The sequence below is a fragment of the Paenibacillus sp. plas6 genome, from assembly GCF_057221655.1.
Map to the genome: position 1 here is coordinate 3,511,976 of NZ_CM170151.1, position 19,558 is coordinate 3,531,533.

At 39.4% G+C, this 19,558-nt stretch carries 18 protein-coding genes and 1 pseudogene; 16 read left to right on the forward strand and 3 right to left on the reverse strand.

Annotated features, from left to right (window positions below; all coding sequences use genetic code 11):
* Nucleotides 1-102 precede the first annotated feature (102 nt).
* From AC2TDL_RS15435 to fur, 13 genes and pseudogenes are all read left to right on the forward strand, one after another.
* Nucleotides 103-2,541 (forward strand): excinuclease ABC subunit UvrA, encoded by a 2,439-nt coding sequence (locus tag AC2TDL_RS15435; RefSeq protein WP_484696962.1) that lies wholly within the window; start codon nucleotides 103-105, stop codon nucleotides 2,539-2,541.
* Between the two features lie 13 nt (nucleotides 2,542-2,554).
* The gene (locus AC2TDL_RS15440) at nucleotides 2,555-3,562 is read left to right on the forward strand and encodes a serine hydrolase domain-containing protein (RefSeq protein WP_484696963.1); all 1,008 of its coding nucleotides are present in this window, start codon (nucleotides 2,555-2,557) and stop codon (nucleotides 3,560-3,562) included.
* Between the two features lie 16 nt (nucleotides 3,563-3,578).
* Nucleotides 3,579-4,418, forward strand: a pseudogene (fabD, locus tag AC2TDL_RS15445) (ACP S-malonyltransferase); the annotation flags it as partial.
* A gap of 765 nt (nucleotides 4,419-5,183) precedes the next feature.
* Nucleotides 5,184-5,708 (forward strand): DUF420 domain-containing protein, encoded by a 525-nt coding sequence (locus AC2TDL_RS15450; protein ID WP_484696964.1) that lies wholly within the window; start codon nucleotides 5,184-5,186, stop codon nucleotides 5,706-5,708.
* A gap of 177 nt (nucleotides 5,709-5,885) precedes the next feature.
* The gene (locus tag AC2TDL_RS15455) at nucleotides 5,886-7,238 is read left to right on the forward strand and encodes a glucose-6-phosphate isomerase (protein ID WP_484696965.1); all 1,353 of its coding nucleotides are present in this window, start codon (nucleotides 5,886-5,888) and stop codon (nucleotides 7,236-7,238) included.
* A gap of 135 nt (nucleotides 7,239-7,373) precedes the next feature.
* A complete protein-coding gene (locus tag AC2TDL_RS15460) occupies nucleotides 7,374-8,006 on the forward strand; it encodes a YigZ family protein (RefSeq protein ID WP_484696966.1) in 633 nt (210 codons plus the stop codon).
* 204 nt (nucleotides 8,007-8,210) lie between these two features.
* Nucleotides 8,211-8,720: an SH3 domain-containing protein gene (locus AC2TDL_RS15465; protein ID WP_484696967.1), complete on the forward strand. Its 510-nt coding sequence runs from the start codon at nucleotides 8,211-8,213 to the stop codon at nucleotides 8,718-8,720.
* The gene (locus AC2TDL_RS15470; RefSeq protein ID WP_484696968.1) at nucleotides 8,717-9,406 is read left to right on the forward strand and encodes an AIM24 family protein; all 690 of its coding nucleotides are present in this window, start codon (nucleotides 8,717-8,719) and stop codon (nucleotides 9,404-9,406) included. The genes AC2TDL_RS15465 and AC2TDL_RS15470 overlap by 4 nt, the downstream gene beginning before the upstream one ends.
* Nucleotides 9,407-9,601: 195 nt before the next feature.
* A complete protein-coding gene (gene modB, locus AC2TDL_RS15475; RefSeq protein ID WP_484696969.1) occupies nucleotides 9,602-10,405 on the forward strand; it encodes a molybdate ABC transporter permease subunit in 804 nt (267 codons plus the stop codon).
* Nucleotides 10,405-11,202 (forward strand): sulfate ABC transporter permease subunit, encoded by a 798-nt coding sequence (locus AC2TDL_RS15480; RefSeq protein WP_484701216.1) that lies wholly within the window; start codon nucleotides 10,405-10,407, stop codon nucleotides 11,200-11,202. The genes modB and AC2TDL_RS15480 overlap by 1 nt, the downstream gene beginning before the upstream one ends.
* Nucleotides 11,203-11,205: 3 nt before the next feature.
* Nucleotides 11,206-12,270, forward strand: coding sequence for a sulfate/molybdate ABC transporter ATP-binding protein (locus AC2TDL_RS15485; protein WP_484696970.1), 1,065 nt, complete (start codon nucleotides 11,206-11,208; stop codon nucleotides 12,268-12,270).
* A 54-nt stretch (nucleotides 12,271-12,324) separates the two neighbouring features.
* On the forward strand, nucleotides 12,325-13,383 hold the full coding sequence (locus tag AC2TDL_RS15490; RefSeq protein WP_484696971.1) for a sulfate ABC transporter substrate-binding protein: 1,059 nt from the start codon (nucleotides 12,325-12,327) through the stop codon (nucleotides 13,381-13,383).
* A gap of 183 nt (nucleotides 13,384-13,566) precedes the next feature.
* Nucleotides 13,567-14,043, forward strand: a complete 477-nt coding sequence (fur, locus tag AC2TDL_RS15495; RefSeq protein ID WP_484696972.1) for a ferric iron uptake transcriptional regulator — start codon at nucleotides 13,567-13,569, stop codon at nucleotides 14,041-14,043.
* A 342-nt stretch (nucleotides 14,044-14,385) separates the two neighbouring features.
* Here fur and AC2TDL_RS15500 read toward each other — a convergent pair whose 3' ends face one another.
* Nucleotides 14,386-15,189 carry a Cof-type HAD-IIB family hydrolase gene (locus tag AC2TDL_RS15500; RefSeq protein ID WP_484696973.1) on the reverse strand — a complete coding sequence of 268 codons (804 nt, stop codon included), beginning with the start codon at nucleotides 15,187-15,189 and terminating at the stop codon, nucleotides 14,386-14,388.
* A gap of 82 nt (nucleotides 15,190-15,271) precedes the next feature.
* Here AC2TDL_RS15500 and AC2TDL_RS15505 point away from each other — a divergent pair, with 82 nt between their 5' ends.
* The 3 genes from AC2TDL_RS15505 (at nucleotide 15,272) to AC2TDL_RS15515 (ending at nucleotide 17,727) form a co-directional block, all read left to right on the forward strand.
* Nucleotides 15,272-16,726, forward strand: coding sequence for a S41 family peptidase (locus AC2TDL_RS15505; protein WP_484696974.1), 1,455 nt, complete (start codon nucleotides 15,272-15,274; stop codon nucleotides 16,724-16,726).
* Between the two features lie 151 nt (nucleotides 16,727-16,877).
* Nucleotides 16,878-17,132, forward strand: a complete 255-nt coding sequence (locus AC2TDL_RS15510; RefSeq protein WP_484696975.1) for a DUF1450 domain-containing protein — start codon at nucleotides 16,878-16,880, stop codon at nucleotides 17,130-17,132.
* Between the two features lie 88 nt (nucleotides 17,133-17,220).
* Nucleotides 17,221-17,727 carry a ferritin gene (locus tag AC2TDL_RS15515; RefSeq protein ID WP_484696976.1) on the forward strand — a complete coding sequence of 169 codons (507 nt, stop codon included), beginning with the start codon at nucleotides 17,221-17,223 and terminating at the stop codon, nucleotides 17,725-17,727.
* Between the two features lie 101 nt (nucleotides 17,728-17,828).
* Here AC2TDL_RS15515 and AC2TDL_RS15520 read toward each other — a convergent pair whose 3' ends face one another.
* The gene (locus AC2TDL_RS15520; protein WP_484696977.1) at nucleotides 17,829-18,632 is read right to left on the reverse strand and encodes a carbohydrate ABC transporter permease; all 804 of its coding nucleotides are present in this window, start codon (nucleotides 18,630-18,632) and stop codon (nucleotides 17,829-17,831) included.
* Nucleotides 18,629-19,516, reverse strand: a complete 888-nt coding sequence (locus AC2TDL_RS15525) for a carbohydrate ABC transporter permease (protein ID WP_484696978.1) — start codon at nucleotides 19,514-19,516, stop codon at nucleotides 18,629-18,631. The genes AC2TDL_RS15520 and AC2TDL_RS15525 overlap by 4 nt, the downstream gene beginning before the upstream one ends.
* Nucleotides 19,517-19,558: the final 42 nt, after the last annotated feature.

The window sequence follows — 19,558 nt, forward strand, 5'->3', positions numbered from 1 at the left end:
AATGGGCGCTCTTTCAAAAAAACTTTTAAAATCTAGTTGATTCCTATTTTAGTATAAGTTATACAGAAATAGTAAGAAATTTACATTTAGGAGTGAACGTCGATGAAGAGCATTTCAATTACTGGAGCACGAATTCACAATCTTAAAAATATTGATATTACCATCCCAAAAAATAAGCTTATTGTAGCAACTGGTGTCAGCGGATCGGGCAAGTCCAGTCTTATGTTCGATATTATTTTTGAGGAAGGGCGCAAGCAATATCTTCAGTCAATTGGCATGTACGCAGGCTTGGAAGACGAGCGGAAGTTTGATAGTATTGCTGGAATTGGTCCAACTGTTGCTGTGAAACAAAGCATTATCCGCCAAAGCAACCCTCGCTCAACGGTTGGATCAAGAACTCATTTATTAGGCTTGCTTTCGCTGCTTTATTCTAGCGAAGGCCGTATACAATGCTCGGATTGCGGAGAGTTAATTGAAGAAGGTCTTACTTGCAACAGCTGCGGCAATGAAGAGGAAAAACTTGAGCTTAGCTATTTTTCCTATAATCATGCGAATGGAATGTGCATGAAATGCTCTGGTCGCGGTGCGTACTATCATGTCCATATGGAAAAGTTAGTGCCCAATGAGCAAACGACGGTACGCGAAATTTTTCAGTCTGTTGGCGTAACTCCAGGGATTGGCAGAGTAATTGAACGCAATTTGAAATCGTATATGGATATGCCATACTCGCAATTACCTGAGGAAATAAAAGAAGAAGTGATTAATGGTCACTATACGAATAGCAACAGCGCTAATCAAAGCTTTTGCTTGTCTCGCATATTACAGATTCGCCATAAGAAGGGTGAATATGTTAACGACTATTATTCTTTAGTAGCTTGTCCTGAATGCGAAGGATTTCGCATTGGTGAAGAGGCACGTCGTGTATTTATTCACGGTAAACATATTGGAGAAGTTGGCAAAATGACGCTCGAAGAGCTTGAGCAGTTCGTAAGCTCTGCATTAAAGACAGAAACTTTCACCGAAGCGGGAAAAAATTTAGTAGAAGATATTTTACGTAAAACAAAATCGTTACTTTCCGCAAGACTAGGTCATTTATCGCTCTATAGAGAAATGTCCACTTTAAGCGGCGGGGAAATTCAACGATTGTTTTTGAATTCTCATTTGGAGTCAAAAATGGAATCGCTCATCTATGTGCTTGATGAGCCGACAGTAGGATTGCATGAATCGGAAAAGGCAGAAATATTAAACGCTATTGTTGCCCTGAAAGAACTTGGCAACACCGTTATTGTGGTAGAGCATGACAAGAGTACGATTAAGCTGGCAGAGCATATTATTGACATTGGACCTAAAGCGGGAGTTGAAGGCGGACAGGTGGTTTATGAAGGAAGCTACGAAGGCTTGCTCCAATGTGAAAATTCGCTCACAGGTCAATATTTGTCAGAAAGAATTAAGATGCCAACACGCTCATTGAAGCAAGATATTCAGCATTTTTCTACGCCGCGCTTAACGATTCGCAATGCGCAAACGAATAATTTGAAAAATGTAACGGCATCGTTCCCATTAGGTGCAATTGTCGGGATCGCAGGTGTTTCTGGCTGTGGCAAAAGCTCGCTTATTTCTGACACCCTTGTGCCAATGCTGCGCAATTATTTCCGCGAACAATCTAATCGTCGGTTTGTCAATATCGAAGATGGCAGCAATGAGCTTGAGGATGATTTTACACTTATTGAGACAAAGGCGGAGAGCTTAGAAGGAGTAGAGTATTTGTCGGGGTTTGCAGAAGTGTCGCAGGCGCCAATTGGCAGAAATATTAACTCTACACCAATTACATTCACAAAAATTTGGGATAAGGTTCGCAAAATATTTGCCGATCAAGAGGAAGCAAAGGAATTGAATTTAACAGCAGGGCATTTTTCCTTTAACTCTGAGGGAGCTTGTTCAGAATGCGGCGGCAGCGGTCGCGTTGCAATTTTCCCAAACACTAGCATGAAAATTTATACGACATGCGGTTTGTGTAAAGGTAAACGATACAATGAGGAAGCGCTAATGGTTCGCTATAAAGGGAAGACCATTGCAGATGTTCTTGATATGCCTATTTCCGAAGCAGTTACATTTTTTGCAGAGCATAAAGCGATCGTCTCGACACTTGAAGTTATGGAACGAATTGGCATGGGATATATTACGTTAGGTCAGCCGACCTCGACGATGAGTGGAGGAGAGACACAGAGACTTAAACTTGCAAAAGAAATTGGCAAGCAAAGAAAGGGAAATATCCTCTATATCTTGGATGAACCGACAACTGGTTTAAGTTTACATGACACCGCACAATTAATTAAATTGTTGAGTGAACTCGTTGAAAACGGAAATTCAGTTATTGTGATTGAGCATAATCACGAGGTGCTGGAGATTTGTGACTGGATTATTGAGCTAGGACCTGAAGGAGGAGAACGAGGCGGTCGAATTATCGCTGAAGGAACACCGCAAGATTTAAAGTACAATCCGAATTCGATCACTGGTCAATATTTGGAGCTTCATAATTAAGGGGGAATGTAGGATGAGCACGGTATTAGAGTGGGAGAATGTAGAAGCAGAAAAGGTCGGGCTTTCTTCTAATATGTTAAAAGAGCTGGATAATGCATTGAACTTCCAGCTAGGGTTTATTCATGGCGTTGTTGTTGCTAGAAAGGGATCTATTGCTTATGAGAAATATTTTCAGGGCTATGGTCCAAACGATCGTCAAGATTTAACTTCAGTGACGCACGCCATTATGTCTGCTTTAATTGGAATCGCTATTGATAAAGGCTATATTGCTGGCGTGGATCAAAAAGTAATTGATTATTTTCCAGAGGCAGCAGCAAAAGCCAGTGATCTGTTAAAGCGCACATTAACGATTAAACATCTATTAACGATGACTGCCCCATATCCTTGGAAAGGAAGAGATCCTCTAGATCGCATTAGAAGGCAGAAAAACTGGACGATGTTTATTTTAGAAATGATCGGAAAAAAAGGAAAGCTTGGAGATTTTCATTTCAGCTTATTCGGACCGCATTTACTGTCTGTCATTTTAACAAGAAGCACAGGAATGTCTACGCGTGAATTTGCCAATGAGCATTTATTTCGTCCGCTAGGCATTCAAGAATTTCCTGATCAAACGATGAAATCTTTCTCTAAGGATGATGTTTTAGGAAAAGGAGTAACTGGCTGGATTAAAGATCCGCAAGATTACAATATTGGCGGCTGGGGGTTAACGTTAACTCCGAGAGAGCTTGCTCGCTTTGGCATGTTATATGTAAATCGAGGCAAATGGGAGGATAAGCAAATTATCCCAGAGCAATGGATCGATGAATCGCTGTTCCAACATCTTGAAGACTATGGTTATCTATGGTGGCTGCGGCAGGATGGAGATCTGGTTACTAATTTAGCAGTTGGCATTGGAGGAACGTATCTCTATTGTATTCCTCAAAAAGAGCTTGTCGTTGCTGTTGTGTCGAAGGTAGATAAGATGATTATCGATCGCTGGGAGCTTATGCGAGATTATATTATTCCGGCTTTAGTGGACTAAGGAGAGGAGGGTTAATATGAGAACTTATGTATTTCCTGGACAAGGCTCGCAAGTGAGAGGCATGGGAGAAGGATTATTTGAGCAATTTCCTGAAATAACGAGGAAAGCAGACGAAATACTAGGGTATTCGATTCAAACCCTTTGTCTAGACGATCCTGAAGGTAAGCTTCGCTTGACTCAATATACCCAGCCTGCGTTATATGTTGTAAATGCATTAACCTATATGAAGCAGCAAAGAGACGGCAGTCCTCCTCCAGATTATGTTGCAGGTCATAGCTTAGGCGAATATAACGCATTGCTTGCCGCAGGCGGTTTTGACTTTGAAACAGGATTAAGACTTGTGAAAAAACGTGGCGAGTTAATGAGCAAAGCTTCCGGTGGGGCAATGGCTGCAGTAGTAGGATTGAATGTAGAGCAAATCGAGAAAGTGCTGCAAAACAATGGGCTAGATGCGATCGATATTGCAAACTTGAATACAGCGAAGCAAATTGTTATTTCAGGCAATAAAAATGATATAGATCGAGCAAGGGATTATTTTGAACGTGAAGGAGCCGATTATATTCCGCTCAATGTGAGCGCTGCTTTTCATTCTCGTTATATGCAGCAAGCAAAGGAGGAGTATGAGCAGTACTTGCGTAGCTTCACATACTCTAGTCTGAAAATACCTGTAATTGCAAATGTGACAGCTCGTCCTTATGAGCCTGATGATTTCCTGCCTATTTTAGCCGAGCAATTGAGCTCATCAGTAAAATGGAGGGATAGCATCTATTATTTGTTAAAACAAGGCGAAATGGAATTTATCGAGCTTGGACCAGGTAAAGTGTTAACGAGAATGATTGCTAAAATTCAGGAAGAGTTTCGCAATTCTGCTAAAACAGAGAATAGGAATGTCTCACTTAAAGAACTCTCAGCTCAAGCAAGAAATTGGCGAGAGACTTCGCAATCCAAAGAAGTAGGCTTACGTGAAAAGACAGTATTTCAGCAAAAAATAGAGGTAGCCGCTAAACGAATAGAAGAATGGAATAAAAAATACCCGATTGGAACACGGGTTAAATGCAAGGATAATGAGCAAGTACTCACAACAAGAACTGAGGCAATGTTGCTTTTTGGTCATAGAGCAGCGGTATATGTAGAAAATTATAATGGATATTTTGCTCTAGAGGAGCTAATTGTTATTGACTCAAACGAAACCAATAGAGCAGTATAATCAACTCCTATTCATTTTGTATGTAAAAGGCAACTCATTTTTGATTACCTGGGAAATAAGTTCATTTTGCAACCTAAAACAACATAAGTAATATTGAAGTTGAAGGGCAGCTTTTTTTCACTCAAATGGAAGAAAGCTGCCTTTTTATATGTCGATGTGCTTGCGAGTAATGCACGCTTAAAGGTTAATGATGTATATAATTGCCAAATAAATGTTATTCTAACAACTACGTGATTGCAGACGATTTCCATTGTTCAATAAGTAATCACAAGTAGTAGCGACTTTTACAAAAACTTCGTTTTTCTGTTGCAAAAGTGTCATGATTCGGTTGGTAATGAGATTTAATATACGATAAAGTATGAGATAGTGGGATATCCGCAGCTATTTCTTATTCTATAAGGAGGTACATATTAAATGAAAGAAAGAAACTATACACCGCTCGTAATGACGCTGACATTTATTATCGTCGCTCTAGTAACGATTTTGTTTTTCCTGCCAGCGTATGATGGAGAAATAGGTTTTGATGTGACAATATTGCCGATGTTAAATGCGATATTCAATAGCATCACCTTTATTGCCTTAGTTGTAGCTTTAGTAGCTATAAAAAAGAAAAACATTAAAATGCATAAGACGTTTATTGGACTGGCTTTTACGACAACAACATTATTTCTTGTTTCCTATGTCACCTACCACTACTTAACAGAATCTACTTCCTACGGTGGTGAAGGGGTTTTACGTTATATTTATTTCTTTGTGCTTATTACCCACATCGTATTAGCTGCTGTGGTTGTTCCTTTTGCTCTTTTCTCAGCAATTAGAGGGTTAACTAATCAAGTAGCGAAACACCGTAAAGTTTCTCGCTGGACAATGCCGATTTGGTTGTATGTAAGTTTGTCCGGGGTAGTGGTGTATTTAATGATCTCACCATACTACACATAGCTCTTGGCTTTGATGACGATGCGTTGCGCGCTCATATAAAACTAATTTGTAGATGACCTAAAGACTTATTATACCTATTATACTTGTGTTTATTAGGTAAATTAGCTATTCTTAATTAAAAGCTTATTTTCAATGAAGCGATAATTTCTTTCTGAAATGTTGGAGGTCTTGAAAATTATGGTAAAAACTGTACAGTTTGACTACAGCAAAGCACTTGGCTTTGTAGGTCAACATGAAATCGATTATTTTGCAGAGCAAGTTCGTATTGCACATGAGCAGCTTCACAATGGAACAGGAGCAGGTGCTGATTATCGCGGTTGGATTAATTTGCCAACTGAATATGATAAAGAAGAATTTGCACGTATTAAGCAAGCAGCTAATAAAATTCAAAACGATTCTGATGTTTTGGTTGTAATTGGTATTGGTGGTTCTTATCTTGGGGCTAGAGCTGCAATTGAGATGCTATCCAATTCATTCTATAATTTACAAAGCAAAGAACAACGCAAAACTCCGCAAGTCTTTTTTGCAGGTAACAATATTAGCTCTACATATGTTAAGCACTTACTTCAATTGCTTGAAGGTCGTGACTGGTCTATTAATGTTATTTCTAAATCAGGTACGACAACTGAGCCGGCAATTGCTTTCCGTATTTTCCGCGCTGAACTTGAGAAAAAATATGGTAAAGAAGAAGCACGTAAACGTATTTATGCAACTACAGATAAAGCAAGAGGTGCTCTTAAATCTCTAGCAACTGCTGAAGGTTACGAATCTTTCGTAATTCCTGATGATGTTGGCGGCCGCTACTCTGTACTTACAGCTGTAGGTTTGTTGCCAATTGCTGTTGCAGGTATTGATATTGATGCAATGATGAAAGGTGCAGCAGATGCTTCTGCAGTTTACAGCAATCCAAATCTGGCGGAAAATGAAGCTTATCAATATGCTGCTGTGCGTAATAGCTTGTACCGCAAAGGGAAAGTAACAGAAATTCTAGTAAACTATGAGCCAAACCTTCACTTTGTATCTGAATGGTGGAAACAACTGTTCGGTGAATCTGAAGGTAAAGATTATAAAGGTATTTATCCTGCTTCTGTAGATTTCTCTACTGATCTTCACTCTATGGGTCAATTCATCCAAGAAGGTAACCGCAATATTTTTGAAACAGTTATCCAAGTGGATGAAGTTCCAGAGCATATTACAATCGAAGCTGATGAAGATGATCTTGACGGATTGAACTTCCTAGCTGGCAAAACAATGGATTTCGTTAACAAAAAAGCGTTCCAAGGTACATTGCTAGCTCATACTGATGGACAAGTTCCAAATCTTATTGTCAACCTAAAAGATATGTCTCCATACACATTCGGTTACATGGTTTACTTCTTCGAGAAAGCTTGTGCAATGAGCGGCTATCTATTGGGTGTAAATCCATTTGACCAACCAGGTGTTGAAGCTTATAAAACAAATATGTTTGCTTTGCTTGGTAAACCAGGCTACGAGAAACAAAAAGCTGAGCTTGAAGCACGTCTAAAATAAGCTAAGCGCTAAAGCTATAAAAGGCAGTCAACGTTGCGGCTGTAACTGCCTAAGAAGATAAAGCCTGTACAATCCTGCACGCTGCGCGTAAGCGTTGTGCAGGATTGTTTGATTTTTGAGCGGGGAGGGGTTTATGTGCTGCAGAGATATCGAACAGTGCGTAAAGATGGATGTAAGGAAATAGTCATCAAAAAGTCTCGTTTTATTGGTTACGCTCGGCCTGTTGAGACAGAAGAAGAAGCGATCGCTTTTATCGAAGAAATCAAACGTCTTCACCGCCAAGCAACGCATAACTGCTCTGCCTATATTGTAGGAGAGCGTGATCAGTTTCAAAAAGCGTCCGATGATGGTGAACCGAGCGGCACAGCAGGTAAGCCGATATTAGAAGCAATTAAAAATAAAGGGCTGAAAAATGTTGCAGTCGTCGTTACACGCTATTTTGGCGGAATTATGCTTGGAGCAGGCGGACTTGTTCGAGCTTATACGGATGGCGCTGTAGCAGGGATAGAAGCGGCAGAGGAAATTGTATATGTTCTGCATCGAGAAGTCTTTATTGAAGTCGATTATACGTGGTACGGTAAGCTGGAAAATGAATTGCACCTGCGCGGAACAAGATTAGGCAATATTGAGTTTACCGATAAAGTTACAGTTTGCTGTTTGCCAGAAGCTGATCAGGCAGAGCAATTTATAGCATGGTTAACAGACGTTACACAAGGTAAAGGCAAGATTACAGTTGGAGAAGATCGATATTATATTGAAAATGAGTAAGGAAATAAGGATCGTTGTTTCCTGCTCAATTATGAAGCTGAGGCTACTTAGTTAAAACGTCAGTACGAATTGACGAACTAAGTAGCCTTTTTAATAAGAAAGAATAATATCATTTCATCAAAATTCGACAGTATATGACATATTTATGTTAGAATAGGTGATAGTAGCCCATAAATGACAACTAAGTTGAAGCAGGTGATTATAATGAAGGCTATTCTAAAGTATACTGCGATCTCTGCTATCATTTTAATTTTTACAGCATTAACTACGTCGACTGCACAAGCAAGCTTTTTTGATCGAGCAAAAGAGATATACAATATTCCTGAACAGTTTGAGGAAATTCAGCAGGAGTACGATGCAGCTACAAAAAAAATGAAAGAGGAACTTGCAGAGCAACGAGAGCAATTGGAAGATGCTCGCAATCAAGCCGATGAACTGTTACGTAAGCAAGAACAATTGCAGCAAAGTAACGAGTATTTTCGCAAGCAAAATGAGCAATATCGTGAGCAAACAGACCAACTAATTGCTGAAAATCAAAATCTTCTGATAAAAATTGAGAAAATTGAGCAGGAGCGTAAAAGTTTTTATTATAAACTAGCAACGATTATAGGTGTACTCATTGGATTATGTTTACTATATACATTATCTGTTCGAATTTGGCGGTTCTGCGTATGGCGCAAGCAAAAAAATAGTCGGGGTGTATACTTGCCATGAATATTATTACACCGCCACCGATTGGACATGTAAGTATAAGGCTTGAAGCAGAAGAAGTTTTACATGTTCTTCATTCCAAGGGGATTATTGCTTATCAAGGTTCACCTTCACTGCGGGAAGATAAATTATTAGGCCTTGGCGGCGTTTATCGCAAAAAGAAATGGATTCGTTCACGTATGCAGGGCCCTTGCTCATTTATATTAGGAATACCTGCAGGCTTTTCCATCGAAACAGTAGAGATAGCAGCAGACAGCAATTTGCTTTTTGATTTTCGCCATGTTTTGTTTTATACAGATGAAATGAGCTATACTAGCAAAATTTTAAAGCTAAAGACGGCTTTAATAACGAAGGAATTGCTTCGAATTAAATTTTCTGGTCCTGGTAAACTAGGTATTATTACTAGCGGTAATCTGGCATCAATACAGCTTGATCCAGAAATTCCGCTGTTTGTTGATAAAGATGCTTTGGTTGCCTATCCTGATGATGCATCTATAGCTTTATCCGTATATGGAAATTCGTTAGCAAGTCAAAGTATGAAGGTGCAGTGGGAGCTGCGCGGCACTGGTCCTGTGCTAATCGATACAGGCTCCCATGATCGTCAACTAGAAATGAAACTTTCAGAGGACGGTTGGATTAAACGGCTGTTACGCGAAGTATTGCCGTTTGGAAGTGTATATATTAAGTAAAAAGCTGTTTAGCTTGTCGGTTTAAGCCTGACTAGCTGAACAGCTTTTTTAATTTCACTTACAAGAAATGTGTATTTATAGGGAATTATTGAAAATCTGCGAAAAACTAATTGACTAGAGTAAGGCCGTAATGATACATTGTAAATACCTAGTATTCAAGTGGGATTAATTATTAATTTATGGAGGCAGAGTAAGTTGAACTCACTTTTTCGTGGAAAAGGATGGAGCTACAGTTTTCGTTCTATCGTATTTATTTATTTTATCGGTCTAATTATTGTACCTATTGTTGGCATTTACACCCAATCTTTTTCCCAGGGGTTATTTAGTTTTATCGACAACTTGTCTGATCCATTAGCGTGGAAGGCAGTATTGCTTACAGTAAAGCTTGCAGCTATTGCTACTTTAATCAATATCGTCATTGGCACGATGATTGGTTGGGTATTAGCCCGTTATCAATTTGCTGGAAAAAGTTTAATTAATAGCGTAATCGATTTGCCTTTTGCATTGCCAACTGCTGTAGCAGGTTTTATTTTGCTATTGCTGGTTGGGCCTAGCAGCTTATTTTATGAATGGTTCGGACTAGATCTTGTTTTTCATGAGCCAGCGATTGTCATTGCTATGGTATTTGTAACCTTTCCATTTGTTATTCGCGGGTTACAACCATTGCTTGAGGAGCTTGATCCATCAGAAGAGGAAGCAGCGTATACATTAGGCTCATCTAAACTTCGTACGTTTTTTCAAGTGATACTGCCGACGATGCTGCCAGGTATTTTAAGTGGAGCGATGCTTGCTTTTTCGCGTGCAATTGCTGAGTTTGGAGCAGTTGTTTTAATTGCTGGAAACATTCCTGAAAAAACGTTGGTTGCGTCAGTTTATATTTTTGGCGAAATTGAGAGCAATAATCCACATGGAGCAACTGCTGTATCAGTTTTGTTACTTACCATTTCTTTCCTAATTCTATGGTTTATTCATAAGCTAGGTCGTGGAGGTCAGTCATGATTAGAAGGCTTTGGATTACATTAACGTACGTTGTTGTAGCACTTTTGTTAATTTTACCTTTATATAAAATTTTTACAGGTGCCTGGGCTGATGGCTTTACAGGATTTAAGGATGCTATTTTGCGTACACAATCACTGCATGCATTAAAAATGACAGGTTTAATAGTTGTTATTGTGACGCTTATTAATACGATATTTGGAGTAATGCTTTCGCTATATCTTGTACGAGGAGGATGGCTGCCTCCGGTTGTAAAGCGATTATGTAATAGCATTGTTGATTTACCGTTTGCTGTTTCACCAGTTATCGGCGGTTTAATGATCGTTTTATTATTAGGTCCAAATACGGTGCTTGGCACGATGTTTAACAATTTGGGAGTATCGATCGTTTATGCCTTGCCTGGGATGGTGCTTGCTACATTATTCGTTACTTTTCCCATTATGGTTCGTGAAGTTATGCCAGTGCTAAAGGAAATAGGGGATCAGCAAGAGCAGGCTGCAACAACGCTTGGTGCTTATTCATGGTATACCTTTTGGAAGGTAACATGGCCGAATATTCGTTTTGCAGTTATGTACGGGGTTGTATTGACGGTGGCGCGCTCACTTGGTGAATTTGGAGCTGTGCTTGTTGTTTCTGGAAATATTATTAACAAAACGCAAACTGCAACAACGCTAGTTTATCAGGATGTGGAAAACTTTAATGTCGTTTCGGCTAATGGAATTGCACTTGTGTTAGCGGCATTTTCCATTATGTTGCTTCTCCTCATGGAGTGGACGAAGAAAAGAAAGGAAGTGCATTAAACGATGCATATTGAGGTTAAAAACTTAAATAAAGAGTTTGGCAACTTCCATGCTGTTAAGGATGTTAGCTTTGAAATCGAAAAAGGGAAGCTAATCGGCTTTCTAGGTCCAAGTGGTGGCGGGAAAACATCTATTTTGCGGATGCTTGCTGGGCTGGAAACACCAACTTCAGGCGATATTTATTTCCATGGCAAGCGGGTAAATGATCTTCCTCCGCAGGAGCGCGGAATTGGCTTTGTGTTTCAGAACTATGCGTTATTTAAGCATATGACCGTATTTGACAATATTGCATTTGGTTTAAAGGTAAAAAAGCAACCGAAAGCCGTAATTAAAGAGCGTGTTCAGTATTTAGTGGAGCTTACGGGCTTAAAGGGATTTGAGCATCGTTATCCACATCAGCTATCAGGCGGACAACGCCAGCGTGTTGCATTTGCTAGAGCACTTGCTCCTGAGCCGCAACTGCTGCTGCTTGATGAGCCGTTTGCAGCGATTGATGCCAAAATACGCACGGAACTTCGTACTTGGCTTAGAGATATGATTAATGAGCTTGGCATCACTTCGATTTTCGTCACTCATGATCAGGAAGAGGCAATTGAAGTTGCAGATGAAATTATGATTATTAGTAAAGGGAAGCTAGAACAAAAAGGAACGCCATGGGATATTTATAAAAATCCGCAAACGCCGTTTGTCGCTAGCTTTATCGGTGAATCATCATTAGTTGAAAATATCCAATCATTTAGAGGCTTTGAAGAAGTGGCGAAAGATGAGGGGATTAAAGCGTTAATTCGTCCTGAGTATATTGAGGTAGGCAAACAAGGAGAAATTGTTATTGCCTCCGCTACGATGGATGCAACAGTTAAACATTTGCATTTCCGCGGCAGTGAATGGATGATAGAGCTGGAGGCTAATGGACAGAAGTTAGTTACTTATCGTTCATTAGAAAAAGAGGTGCTGCATCCAGGTGAACAAGTAAAAATACTTGTGCATCGTGCTTATCTCTTTAATGATGAGAAAAGCTGGATTATGGAAAATCCATTAAAGGTCGATCCGTTGCCAATCTATATTTAATGATCCGTCTATCTTTTAATAAAAAAAGCATAGACGAGAAGGTGTGTGGACTACTTGTTTAAGGGAAAAGGTCTTACTATTTATTATAGATTAATACTAGGGTTGCTTATTGTAGGGTTACTTGCTGGTTGTAGCAGTAACGCTGCTGCGCCAAATTCCTCACAGCGTGAGCATGGTGAAGCTACATTAGTCATTGGTGCTTATTCTGTTGCTAAGGATGCCATCCAGGAGCTCCTACCACTTTTTAAAGAGAAGTGGAGAGCAGAAACTGGGCAAGAGCTTCATGTTGAGGAGTCATATGAGGCATCTGGAACGCAAGCGCGAGCTATTATCGGTGGTTTTGAAGCAGACATTGCAATTTTGGCAATGGAGGGTGATATTGATCTGATTGAAGAGGCAGGCTTTATTACTCATAACTGGAAAGATAATGAAACTAGCGGCATGGTGACTCGCTCGATTGTCGTGCTTGGTACGCGAGAAGGGAATCCGTTAAAAATTCAAGACTGGGATGATTTAACGAAGACTGGGGTACGGGTGCTATATCCTAATCCAAAAACTTCTGGCGGAGCTCAATGGGATATTAATGCGATGTATGGTGCAGGTTTAAAACAAGCTGAGCTAGAGCTAGGTACGCCAGATCCAGAATATGCAAAGAGCTATTTGAAAAAAATCCATGCAAATGTCGAATCGTTAGATAAAAGCGGTCGGGCATCGATGGCTGCATTTGAGTATGGAGTCGGCGATGTAATTGTAACCTATGAAAATGAATTGCTTGCCCGAATTGCCAAAGGGGTTAACTACGAAGTGATTATTCCCCAAAACACAATATTAATTGAAAATCCGATTGCACTCGTTGATAAGCATATTGAGCAGCACGGAAATCGTAAAGTTGCAGAAGCTTTTTATAACTATTTGTTATCCGAGGAAGCTCAACGAGTTTTTGTAAAGTACGGCTTCCGTCCAGTAAACGAAATTGTTGCCGAGGAAAGCAAGCAACAGTTTACAATTCCAGAGGGGTTATTTGACATTTCATACCTTGGCGGCTGGGATGCTGTACGTGAGCAACTATACTCAAAGCGCGGTCTTTGGTATCAAGTACTGGCGGACTTATAATTTAGTAATGAAATCATATAATAAAGGATTGCAGAAGATTTGAGTTATTAGATTCAAATATTTTCTGACATCCTTTTTTTATTGTTGCTTTATTGCGAAAAATAGCATACCATTAGTTTAGAATCATTCTAATTTTAGATAGCTTTAGATTAGCTTGCCTTGTAGGGCTGAGGAGGCGAACGGATGAATATACAAGCTGAGATTGAGAAAATAAAGCACAGCTTGATGGAAAGTGGATATAAGCTTACAACGCAGCGTGAAATTATAGTTCGTGTTTTATTAGAAAATGAAGAAGATCATCTTAGTGCGGAAGATGTATATATGCTTGTTAAGGAAAAATTTCCTGAGATCGGTCTAGCTACCGTTTATCGTACATTGGAGCTGTTAGCGGAGCTACAAGTCGTTGCAAAAATGAATTTTGGGGATGGTGTTGCCCGCTTTGATTTACGCGGTCAAGATCATGAACATATGCACCATCATTTAATTTGTCATGAGTGCGGCGCACTTGAGGAAATTAAAGATGATTGGTTGTATGAGCTAGAACAACGTGTTGAAGCGGTATATGGCTTTAAAGTGCTTGACCATCGTCTTGACTTTATTGGCTTATATAAAAGCTGCCCAAATAAAAATTGTAAAACACATAAAGATTCTAGTAAGTAATTGCAGCAAAATGAAGCTTAAAGAATATTGGATGTTTAGATGCTAGCGAACGGGCTGATAATTAAAAAAGGGATGCGAACGTCAGAGGTAATGTACCCCGCTGGCGCTTTTTGCATGCTTATGTACCCTGCAACATGGCGTATTTCTTTCGCTTTCTAAAGCCGACTGTCCAATGAAATAATTAAGGAAGCAGTCGGCTTTAATAGCGGATTAATGTCATTATCCAGATACTATGTTGCGGAGATGGGGAATTGTTAGTGAAGCATTGAAGAATTTGCAAGCTCGAACTTTAAAAGGGCAAGCAAAGCTTTGCCGTCTAAGCACTCGCTTAATTTTTAGGCTCTATTGCTCGTTAAAAATAAATTTCTCGATTACGTGGCGAACGCCTTCTTCATTGTTGCTTAAGGTTACATAATCGGCGATTTCTTTTAAGCTTGGAACGGCATTGCCCATCGCTACGCCAAGTCCAGCTACGGAGATCATTTCACGATCATTCCAGGCATCCCCGATAGCAATTGTTTGCTCCATTGTACAGCCAATATGCTGAGCTAAAAATTGCAGCGCATGTCCTTTTGTGCCGTCTTTATGCATAAACTCTAAGTAATGCGGTTTAGATTTTGTAATATGCAGTTGATCACCTAGCATTTGCTGCAAAATGACAATATGATGATCAAGCACTTCTGGCTCGTCGATAATAAGCATTTTATGATTTGGCTTGTCAATAAGCAGCTCAAAATTCGGCTCAATTACGTAAGGAATGTTCGTTAGCTTGGAATAAGCTTGAATCCGTGCATTATCCTCAGTACCGTATAAGACATCATCAACATAAAGCTGCAGATGAAGGTTATTCTCTTTAGCGTATGCTAGTACCTTACGAGCAGCATCCTGAGGTACAGTGCGTTCATGCAACACTTTACCATCAAGCAGCGTTTTGACTAGCGCTCCTTGATAGGTAATAATAGGTACATTGAGATCGATTTGCTTGGCAATTTTTTTAGCGGATGCATACATTCGTCCAGTTGCTAAAGTTACAGTTACACCTGCTTGAATAGCGCGTTCAAGAGCCTTTTTTGTACCCTCGGTAACTTGAATATCGTCGTTTAGCAACGTATCATCAATATCAATTGCAATAAGCTTATAATTCATTAGATCATTGCTCCTTCCCTTGCTGTAATCTACATAATCTTGATTGTATCGAAAACAAACCTAACATACAAGGAGAACACATATGGAACAAAACAATAACACATACTTTGAAAGCAAACAGCCAATGAATTCGAACAGCCACCCAAGTAAGCTTAAATTGTTTTTAGTTCCGCTTATCATTTTAACGTTAATTGTCGGTTTTTTTGGCGGTCAGCTTTGGACAAAGCGGCAATATTCAATTATGAATGAACCGAACTTCAAATTACTGCAAACCGCGTATGACCGTATTCACCAGAAATATTTGTACGATATTGATAATGAAAAGCTAGTTGATGGTGCAATATCTGGAATGGTAAGCTCACTTGGCGATCAGTATTCTCAATTTTTAGCTAATGAGCAAGGGGCAGAGTACGCTCAGTCATACCAAAGCAATTTTTATGGAATTGGAGCAGAAATTCGTCAGGAAAATGAACGTTATTTCATATCTTCATTAGTGAAGGATATGCCAGCCGAAAAGGCAGGGATTAAGCCAGATGACGAAATCGTGCAAGTCGATCGTCAATCAATTGAGGGTCTCAATTTCAATGAGCTGCTAAGCAAAGTGCGTGGTGAAAAAGGAACAAAAGTAATTATTGGTGTGAAGCGTACAGGAGTAGAAGGTGTGCTGGAGTTTGAGATGGAGCGTGCCGAAATTCCTGTTACGACTGTAAGCTCAGAAAGATTAGCAGATGATATTGGCGTTATAGCGATTAGCGGGTTTAAAGAGAAAACAGATGTTGAATTTGCTGAAGCGCTTAAGGAGCTTCAAGCAAAGGGTGAGCTTAAAGGATTAATTATTGATTTGCGTTCAAATCCTGGCGGCTTGCTTGAGCAAACGATCAATATAGCCAGCTTGCTTATTCCGAAGGGTGAAAAAATCGTTGATGTTGTCTATAAAAATGACAGCAGACGAATTAGCTATGTTTCTCGCGAGGAAGAGACGCTTACTGTGCCAATTGCAGTATTAATAAATGAATATTCTGCTAGTGCGAGTGAAGTGTTAACTGCAGCGTTAAAGGAACAGGTTGGTGCTTACGTCGTTGGCGTAACTTCGTATGGCAAAGGAGTTGTGCAGAGCTATGAGAAATTCCGCGACAGCTCTGTGCTTGTATTAACCGAGGCAGAATGGAAAACTCCAAACGATAATAGCATTCATAAAATTGGAGTTGAGCCAACACATGCTGTAGAACTTCCTGAGTATGCTAATCTTCATGCTATTCCTTCCGATGTTGAGCTAAAGCTTGGCAGTTACGGTGAAAATGTTGAGCTATTAATTAAATATTTGCAAACATTAGGGTATTCTTTAGCTAGCGAAGGTGTGTTTGATAAAGAGCTAGAAGATGCGCTGAAAAAATACGAAGCAGCAAAAGGCTTACCTGTGGACGGAAAATATAACGATAAAGATGGCACGCAAATGATTAAGGACATTCGGGCTTTAATTGCAGAAAATGATACGCAGTTAAATAAAGCGGTTGAACTGTTAAAGCAGTCCAATTAGTTGAAATATTAAACATAGAAGGAAGCAAAAACTGGATGAGTCATGCAAGGGGATATTCTCCTTATGTGACGCATCCTTTTTTATGTCCGTCATTATTTAGTTTGACTTGACTTTATCATTGATAATCATTATCATTTATTTGTAATGAATAATGAATAATGTCGTCAGTGAAGTGGATGGTGAGAGCATGAAAATTAAATATTGTAAGCGCAGCTTAGAACAAGGGCTAAAACCTGTCTATAAGCGTATGAAAAAGAAGTATCCAGAGCTTAAACAAAAAAAGACGGGTTGTCTAGGACAATGCAAATCATGCAGATCAGGCTGCTTTGTTATGATTAAGTCTCAGCCAATCATTGCTTCCTCACCAAAAAAGTTATACAAAACATTAAAGAAAATTGTTGGATAAATTTTTTGGGAATATTTTCATCTCGCCTTTCCTTATTCTAATTTCTATGTTAGAATAATTATAAAGAAGAGAAAGAGGTGCATACATTATGAATGATAAATTAGCTCAAGCACTTAATGACCAAATGAACTTTGAGTTTTACTCAGCCCATGTATATTTAGCGATGGCTGCATATTGCTCCTCCGAAAACCTGGATGGATTTGCTAACTTTTTTCTAGTGCAAGCTGAAGAAGAAAGATTTCATGGAATGAAAATATATAAATTTTTAAATGATCGCGGACAACGTGCTACAATTCAAGCGCTTGGCGAGCCAAGAAATGAATATAGCTCTATGTTAGAGGTATTTGAGCAAGGTTATCAGCACGAAATTGCTAATACTAAACGCTTCTATGATCTTTCCGATCTAGCGATTGCTGATCGTGAACATGCGACAATTAACTTCTTGAAATGGTTTATCGATGAGCAAGTAGAAGAAGAAGCTTTATTTGATGGTATTATTACAAAGCTAAAACGCATTGATCAAGATAGCAACGCATTCTATATGATGGATGCAGAATTTGCAACACGCACTTTTAATGCTCCTGCAGAGGAATAACATTTAGGAATAAATTATCGCCTGCTGTCAGCATTGACATCATGCATAAAACAGAAGCCTAGCATTGTCGAAAGTAGGACAATGCTAGGCTTTTCTTATAACTACCCCTTAACCGCACCTGCAGTTAATCCCTTCATAAACGTTTTTGAACCTAAAATAAAGAGAAGAAGTACAGGCACGGTAGTCATTGTTAAAGCCATCATTCTTGCAGCATAGTCTGTACGATGTACGATACCAAGGTTGGAGATAAAGAGCGTTAATGTATACCATTCTGATTTATTAATTGTTACAAGCGGCAACAAATAGTTGTTCCATGACCATAGAAACACGAGTGTAGCTAAAGTAGCTAATCCTGGTTTTGTGAGCGGAAGCACTAACCGTAAAAATATTCCTAGTTCACTGCAACCATCTATACGGCCGCTTTCCAACATTTCAGTAGGGATAGAGTCGCGCATAAATTGGATCATAAAGAATGCTCCAAATGGGAATGCTGCCCAAGTGAGAATAACAGGCCATAATGTATTACCAAGCCCTAAGTTTCGCATTTCGATAATGTATCCGATTAAGCCGACTTGAGTAGGAACCATCATTGTGACCATAACGAAAATTTGCAGCCATTTTTTTGCCTTGAAATTAAATTTTGCAATGGCATAGCCGATTGTGCAGCTTGTAATCGTCGCTAAAATAACGGCTGAAACAGATACAACTAAGCTGTTCAAATAAACCCGATAAAAATCTGCAGCCAGCACCGTTTTTAAGTTTTCGGAAAAATAGTTACCGGGCAACAAAGGAATGCCTTTAAACAAATCCTCATTGTAATGCGTACCCATCACGATCATCATATAAAACGGAAACAAGGAAAGAAGAGAGATGATGCCTAACAGAATCCATACGAAATATTTCATTTGTCATCCCCCTTGCCTGACATAATGCGGAAACTAATAAGTGAAAATACAACGATCATAATAAATAAGGAATATGCAATCGCTGACGAGTAACCAAATCTTGTATTTGAAATGAACGATTCATCTACGAATTTCCATATTATTGTCAATGCTGTATTGTTCGGACCACCAACTTGAACGGAGCCTGACCAGCCGCCATATAACAGCTTCGGCTCATCAAATAGCTGAAGTCCGCCGATAATCGCCGTTACGACTAAGAAAATGGAGATGTTTTTTAGCAATGGGAACGTCACTCTCGTAAATAGCTTAAAGCCTGTTGCCCCGTCCACTTTAGCTGCCTCATATACATCTTGCGGAATCGTCGTCATTCCAGCCATATAAATAATCATGAAATACCCTAGATTTCGCCAAATTACCATAAGGGCAATAATCGCGCGCGAGCTCCATGGCTCTTGCAGCCAATAATAGCCCTCTTGCAAAATATTTAATTTCACTAACAGCAGGTTTACTAAGCCAGTTTGCCAATCGAAAAAATAGGAGAAGATAAAGCCGATTGCTACTGGCGTTGTAATATAAGGCAATATATTAATCGTTTGGATTAATTGCTTGCCACGTGCTAAGTTAAACGTCCAATAAGCAAGCGCAAGTCCAGCGATTAACGTAATTGGAATAAACATTAGCATCATAAGAAGTGTATTGGAAATTGATTTAAGAAACAGCTTATCTTGCGTCCAAAGCTGAATGTAATTTTGCAAACCAACAAACACTTTATCGCTAATGCCGTTCCAATCATATAGACTAAGCAGAAAGGAATACAATACTGGATATAGCTGAAATGCCGCATAGGTTAAAACAAACGGTAGGGCAAAAAGATAGGGCCACATTCGTGACCCCCATTTCCGTTTGCGGGATGCGGTGGAGGCTTC